General features: G+C 39.5%; 6 protein-coding genes. All 6 read right to left on the bottom strand.

Translation table 11 applies throughout. The annotated features are described in order from the left end of the window. Nucleotides 1–1,742: ATP-dependent zinc metalloprotease FtsH (ftsH, locus tag ACW6OJ_RS07070; protein ID WP_456096140.1), on the bottom strand; the 1,742-nt coding region annotated here is incomplete at its 3' end. Between the two features lie 26 nt (nt 1,743–1,768). Continuing rightward, nucleotides 1,769–3,148, bottom strand: coding sequence for a tRNA lysidine(34) synthetase TilS (tilS, locus tag ACW6OJ_RS07065; protein WP_456096139.1), 1,380 nt, complete (start codon nt 3,146–3,148; stop codon nt 1,769–1,771). Between the two features lies 1 nt (nt 3,149). Then, nucleotides 3,150–3,563, bottom strand: a complete 414-nt coding sequence (locus ACW6OJ_RS07060; RefSeq protein ID WP_456096138.1) for a DUF1934 domain-containing protein — start codon at nt 3,561–3,563, stop codon at nt 3,150–3,152. 21 nt (nt 3,564–3,584) lie between these two features. Further along, nucleotides 3,585–4,397, bottom strand: coding sequence for a glutamate racemase (gene murI, locus ACW6OJ_RS07055; RefSeq protein ID WP_293430055.1), 813 nt, complete (start codon nt 4,395–4,397; stop codon nt 3,585–3,587). 3 nt (nt 4,398–4,400) lie between these two features. Continuing rightward, the gene (locus tag ACW6OJ_RS07050) at nt 4,401–5,078 is read right to left on the bottom strand and encodes a GntR family transcriptional regulator (protein ID WP_314516107.1); all 678 of its coding nucleotides are present in this window, start codon (nt 5,076–5,078) and stop codon (nt 4,401–4,403) included. Continuing rightward, nucleotides 5,065–5,961, bottom strand: coding sequence for a 4-(cytidine 5'-diphospho)-2-C-methyl-D-erythritol kinase (ispE, locus tag ACW6OJ_RS07045; protein WP_455104870.1), 897 nt, complete (start codon nt 5,959–5,961; stop codon nt 5,065–5,067). The genes ACW6OJ_RS07050 and ispE overlap by 14 nt, the downstream gene beginning before the upstream one ends. Nucleotides 5,962–6,283: the final 322 nt, after the last annotated feature.

Raw genomic sequence — 6,283 nt, 5'->3', positions numbered from 1 at the left:
TCTAGCCTATCCTGGTTTGACTTCAGTATCTCCCTAGTCTTTTCATAGGCATCCACAACAATCTTTCTTACTTCCACATCTATTTCAGATGCAACCTCTTCAGAATACTGTCTTGAGTGACCTATGCTATTTCCTAAGAAGACCTCATCACTTGAATCAAATGTCAAAGGACCTAATTTGCTACTCATACCGTACTTAGTTACCATGCTCCTAGCCAGGCTAGTTACCCTCTCCAGGTCATTTGATGCTCCCGTTGATATATCATCTAGGTTGATCTCCTCTGAGACCCTACCACCCAATAGTACTATCAATTCCTGTAGCATTTCTCCCTTTGTGGCATAGTACTTGTCCTCAGTAGGTAGCTGCATAGTAAAGCCACCTGCCATACCCCTAGGTATGATAGTAACCTGGTGGACTGGGTCCATCAAGTTTAGAACATGAGCACAAACAGCATGGCCTGCCTCGTGGTAGGCTGTTAGGTTTCTTTCCTTTTCAGTAATTATCCTTGACTTCTTGGCAACACCTACAACTGTCTTAGTGATGGCCTCTTCTATGGTCTCCATGGAAATCTTATTTTCTCTTTTTCTAGCAGTTAAAATAGCTGCTTCATTCATTACATTTTCTATATCAGCTGGTGTGAAGCCTGCTGTAAATTTAGCTAAAACAGCTAGGTCTACATCATCTGCTAAAGGCTTCTTTCTAGAGTGAACCTTAAAGATAGCCTCTCTACCCTTAACATCTGGTCTACCAACTACTACCTGTCTATCAAACCTACCTGGTCTAAGTAATGCAGGGTCCAGTATGTCTGGCCTATTTGTAGCTGCCATAATAATTATACCCTGGTTTATACCAAAGCCATCCATCTCCACTAGTAGCTGGTTTAGAGTCTGTTCTCTTTCGTCATGGCCTCCACCTAGACCTGCCCCTCTCTTTCTACCAACTGCATCTATTTCGTCAATAAACACAATGGCTGGGGACTCCTTCTTGGCCTGTTCAAATAGGTCTCTTACTCTTGATGCACCTACTCCTACAAACATCTCAACGAAGTCTGAACCACTGATACTGAAAAACGGCACTCCAGCTTCGCCAGCAACTGCCTTTGACAGGTAGGTCTTACCTGTTCCTGGAGGTCCTACCATTAGGATTCCCTTAGGTATTCTGGCTCCTAGGTCCATATATTTCTTTGGATTCTTCAAAAAGTCTACAACTTCCTGCAATTCATCCTTTTCTTCATTTAGTCCTGCTACATCGTCAAATACTACATTTACCTTTTCATCACCCTTGTGAAGCTTAGCCTTAGACTTGGAGAAGTTCATCATTCTTCCCCCACCGCCACCTTGACTCTGGTTCATTAGTACGAAAAAGGCTACTGCCATAAATATCAACAATAGTATTGTTGGTATCATCTCTACAATCCAAGGAGTCTTCGGCTTGGACTCCCCTTCAAGAACCAGGTTATTCTTCTGAACGCCATTTAATAGGTCCTTAGATAGGTTTTCACCCCTAACCTCACTTGGTATATAGGACTTGAACTTTACCTTTGAATTTTTCAGGGTTCCTTCTATACCAGTATCATCAATTATATGTAGGCTTTTTACATTACCTGCTTTTAGCTCCTTATATACCTTGGAAAATTCCATAGTCTTGACATCTACTGTCTGGTTTGCACTGTATCTAACACCAAAGAATATAACCAGCAAGAGTACTAGGTACAGGCCTGCCCCTCTTAATGCTCTCTTCAAATCTTACCTCCTCTACAACCAACTTCTTAGTCGATTGATATCTCTAATATCCTCTTTGTATCATCATCTACCTTGTAGTCTACATTTATCCTATACCCATAAATGGACACAACTGTATCATTATTTACTACAAAAGGCACGAAAGACCTTTCCTCTCTAGGTACCTTCAGGCCTATGAATAGGTCTTTAACCTTTTTAGTTCCACCTAATAATTTTATTTTATCACCTTGACGACGATTTCTCAATCTTATATGACCCTTTATTTTGTCAAAGTCAAGGTATTGTTTACCACTCTTAAAGTTGCTCCTATCAAAATCATTCTGGCTTATCAACCTAGTCTTCAGAGTCTTGTCAATTTCTTCTATATACTGGTCTGTGCCAGGGTTTATCTTGTAGTCGTATTCGACATCCTCTACTTTTATCTCCTTCTGACTCATAAGTATATAGTCAGCAAACCTATAGGCATGCAGGCCTCTTGGTAGGTCTATCTTCTTGTAACGCTTCTCTCCTGGCATCAGGTCTAGAACTTCGTCTATATGCTTTTTTTCTATGGAGGTCACATTTCCAAGTAGATTCCTAATAGCCCTAATTACTATCCTGGTCTTAATTGCCGGGTGGGCATCCTTTATGTAATCGACAAAAATATAGGACCCATCCTTGTAGGTCTTGACTGCATATTCAGCAATCTTATCTACCTGAAAATTTATATAGTCACTATCAACTCTTAGGCTGTCACCCATCCTGACTATACTATCTACAATATTGTCGTTGAATTCGGATTTCATATAAGGCAGGATCTTTAGCCTTATCTTGTTCCTTGAGTATATTGGTTCTAGGTTGCTAGAGTCTATTCTAGGTAAGAGCTTGTGTTCCATACAATAGGTTTCTATAGACTCCCTATCAATATCAAGTATGGGCCTTATAACCCCATCTTTTCTCTTGTATTCTATACCCCTCAAACCTTGAAGGCCTGTTCCCCTCATTATTCTCATAAGTATAGTTTCCGCCTGGTCATTCTTGTTGTGACCAATGGCTATCTTATTGGTACCAAGCCTGTCTCTCACCTCAGAAAATACTTGGTATCTCAATCGTCTTGCCCCATCCTCTAGACCAAGCTTATTTTCCTGACAGTACTTGGGTACATCAATGGTCCTTATAAAGCAAGGAATATACAGACTCTGACATAGCTTCATCACATAAAGAGAGTCTAAAAAAGCATCTAGCCCCCTGATCATATGATTTAGGTGGACTGCATAGATTTTTAATTTTTTTTCCTTGGACAACCTGTATAGGGTATGCAATAGACAGACCGAGTCCGGTCCACCGGACAGGCCTACCACTATGCCATCACCATCTTCTATCAGCTGGTGGTCTAGTACAGTTTGTTTCATCCTATCATATACCATACTACACCTCCGGAACTACCTTCATTTCCAATCTATTGTTAGCATCCATAAGACCCTTTATAGATATCTTATAGTCCAAATTTAACTTAAGCTCCTTGTCTGATATCCTTTTTGATATCTTGTAGGTATGTAGGTCCATATCAAATACACCGTATGGGGTCCTGTACTTCGACCTAAAGTCCCTATCCTCCCTGAACTTCATCCTACTAGTGATGTCTCCTGACTTGAGTAGTAAAACCTCCTCATCAGATATCTTTATGGTGCTAGACCTCTCCTTGGATGTATCAAACTCCGAAAAGGTTATGTAAATATTACCATTCTTTTCTATTTGCTCACCCTTGTAATAGGATTCTATAGTCTGAAAATCACTTCCGTCTAAATATTGGGATGTCTTTATCTTGAGTTTTACCTTCATATTTTCACCTCATTCCATCCGCTAGTACCTGTGTATTTCTACCTTCTCTAAGTTCTCATTCTTTATCTTCTTCTTTAAAAATTCGGATGCTACCTTTGAGAATTGTTCATTTATGTCGGATACGAAGTACTTACAAGTACCCTTCTGGTCTGAATCATTCATCATATCCCTCTTCTCTAGGACATCCTTTAAGTCTAGGGCTGTTTCCTTGGCTGGATTTATCAACTTCACATCCTTGCCTACAACCTCTCCTATAGTCCTCTTTAGGATTGGATAATGGGTACATCCTAACACTAGAGAGTCTATACCCTTTTCCACCAAAGAATCTAGGTACATATGGGCTGCTGTAGCCGATATTTCCTTATTTGACCAGCCCTCTTCAACTAGGGGTACAAATATAGGACAAGCCTTACCTATAACCCTGATACTACTATCTTTTGACTTTATAGCCTTGTTGTAGGCCTTGGAGTTCACTGTTGCAGCTGTCCCTATTACTCCTACAACCTTGTTTCTAGTAGAATATACGGCAGTTCTTGCCCCCGGCTCTATAACACCCATAATTGGTATATCATATTCTTCCCTTGCTTCTAGTAAGGCCCTTGCAGAGGCAGTATTACATGCAATTACAATAGCTTTTACATTTTGTTCTGCCAAAAAGTTTATGGCCTGGAAGGTATACTTTATTATAGTCTCCTTAGACCTAGACCCATAAGGAACCCTAGCTGTATCACCAAAGTATATAATATCCTCATTTGGCAAGTATTTATTTATTTCCTTCAGGACTGTAAGACCTCCTAGACCAGAGTCAAACACTCCTATCGCCCTATTATCCATAAACTACACCCTGTCATCTTGCATTAGCTTTTCTATCATAAACTGCTGTGCCAACTCTATGTGCTCCTTGGCTAGCTTTTCTGCAAGATGAGCTCTTCCTTTCTTAAAAGCTTCTATTATCTTCTTGTGCTCATCCACTATGTTTACGGCCGAGCTATAATCAGACATATACATGAGCCTGAACCTATAGACTGTCTCCCATATGTTGATCATCATGTTCATGAGCCTCTTGTTGCCGGTTGCTTCAAATATAAGGGTGTGAAATTCCTCATCCTTGGCCAGCATAGTCTCTACATCATTCTTATAGACAGCCTCTTCAAGTTCCTTTGATATGATTTCTAGCATCCTTATATGGTCCTCTGTCATCCTGTCTGTAGCACAATAGGCTGCCAGACCCTCTAAACCAACTCTTACCTCTAGAATATCCATAAGGTCCTTCTTGCTTATGTTGGCTACATAGGCCCCCTTTCTTGGGAGCATAACAACCAGGCCTTCTAGCTCCAACATTCTTATAGCCTCTCTTATAGGGGTCCTGCTCACACCCAACTGTTCTGATAACTGGATCTCCATGAGTCTTTCTCCTGGCTTTAGGACACCCTCTATAATAGCCTTTCTCATATTTTCAAAAACAACCTCTCTTAGAGGCTTGTAATCATCCAAGTTTAACTTATTTATTCCCATATATCTCTACCCCCTTTTTGGACATAGATGTTAAGTGGGTCTGTAAATACTGCTTTCTCAGGATATTTGCACACTTTCTGGCCTTTTTTTTGTCCTTAAAAAAGCCAAAGACTGTAGGTCCACTTCCACTCATCATGGACTTGTCAGCGCCCTCTTCAAGCATTATTTTCTCTATATTTCCTATATCTGAACACCACTCTCTTGTCACTGGTTCAAGTACATTACACATACTGGATACCAGAAGGTCCATATTTTTATCCTTAATTGCCTTGATCAAACTCACATTGTCAGGCCTATCTATTTCTATCTTTCTTTCATACATAGTATCAAATTTCTTGTAGACCTTCTTAGTAGATACAAAAATATTTGGCCTACATACTAAGACCTCTAGGTCAAGATCAAGGTCATCAAGCTTTTTTAGGTCAGTCCCCCTGCCCGTAGCCAAATAGGTTCCCCCTTTTATACAAAAGGCTATATCTGACCCCAATTCCTTAGACAGGTCTATCAGGTCATCATCACTTAGACCTAGCTCAAATAGCTTGTTTACGCCGACAAATACAGCCGCAGAATTAGCACTTCCCCCTGCCATACCAGCAGCAATAGGAATGTTCTTTTCTAGAAAGACCTCTATTCCACTATTTATCTTATATCTCTTTTTCATAAGCATCCAAGTCTTGTATATTATATTTTTCTTTCCAAGTGGTACATCTGAGTTGGAACACTTCATCGAAAAATTCCCCTTAGACTTCCTAATTAGTAGCTTGTCTGATAAATTTACAGACTGCATTACCATTTCTACATCATGGTAGCCATCATCTAATATACCCTTTATGTCTATAGATAGGTTTACCTTACCCATAGCCCTCAGTCTAATACTATCCATATCATCACTCCTAATAGGCCTGGCCTACTATTTTATATTTTACTTATTATTGTATTCAATATGCACTATTTCGCTTTACTTATTATATCATATAAAGCTAGTATAAAATATTACTTTTTGGGATATACTTTAAAATTTAAATAGACCTATGGCCTTGACTGACTATATAAAATTCATCACCCTATATAAATTTTACTAAAAAAAGAGATTGCGTAATAATACCCAATCTCTAATCTCTTAACTTACCTTATTTTTAAAAACCTTTATCTTAACTGTCTCAGTCAATAAATCAGAGTAGCTATATGCTACCCTCTCAAAGCCT

This window comes from Peptostreptococcus sp. (assembly GCF_977045075.1).
This window is presented reverse-complemented; position numbering and strand designations above follow the sequence as displayed.

Bases quoted from the DNA above. Each gene is read 5' to 3' on its own strand.
- ACW6OJ_RS07050 (WP_314516107.1), bottom strand. From the start codon at position 5,078: ATGGGAATAAATAAGTTAAACTTGGATGATTACAAGCCTCTAAGAGAG.
- ACW6OJ_RS07060 (WP_456096138.1), bottom strand. From the start codon at position 3,563: ATGAAGGTAAAACTCAAGATAAAGACATCCCAATATTTAGACGGAAGT.
- murI (WP_293430055.1), bottom strand. From the start codon at position 4,397: ATGGATAATAGGGCGATAGGAGTGTTTGACTCTGGTCTAGGAGGTCTT.
- tilS (WP_456096139.1), bottom strand. From the start codon at position 3,148: ATGGTATATGATAGGATGAAACAAACTGTACTAGACCACCAGCTGATA.
- ispE (WP_455104870.1), bottom strand. From the start codon at position 5,961: ATGGATAGTATTAGACTGAGGGCTATGGGTAAGGTAAACCTATCTATA.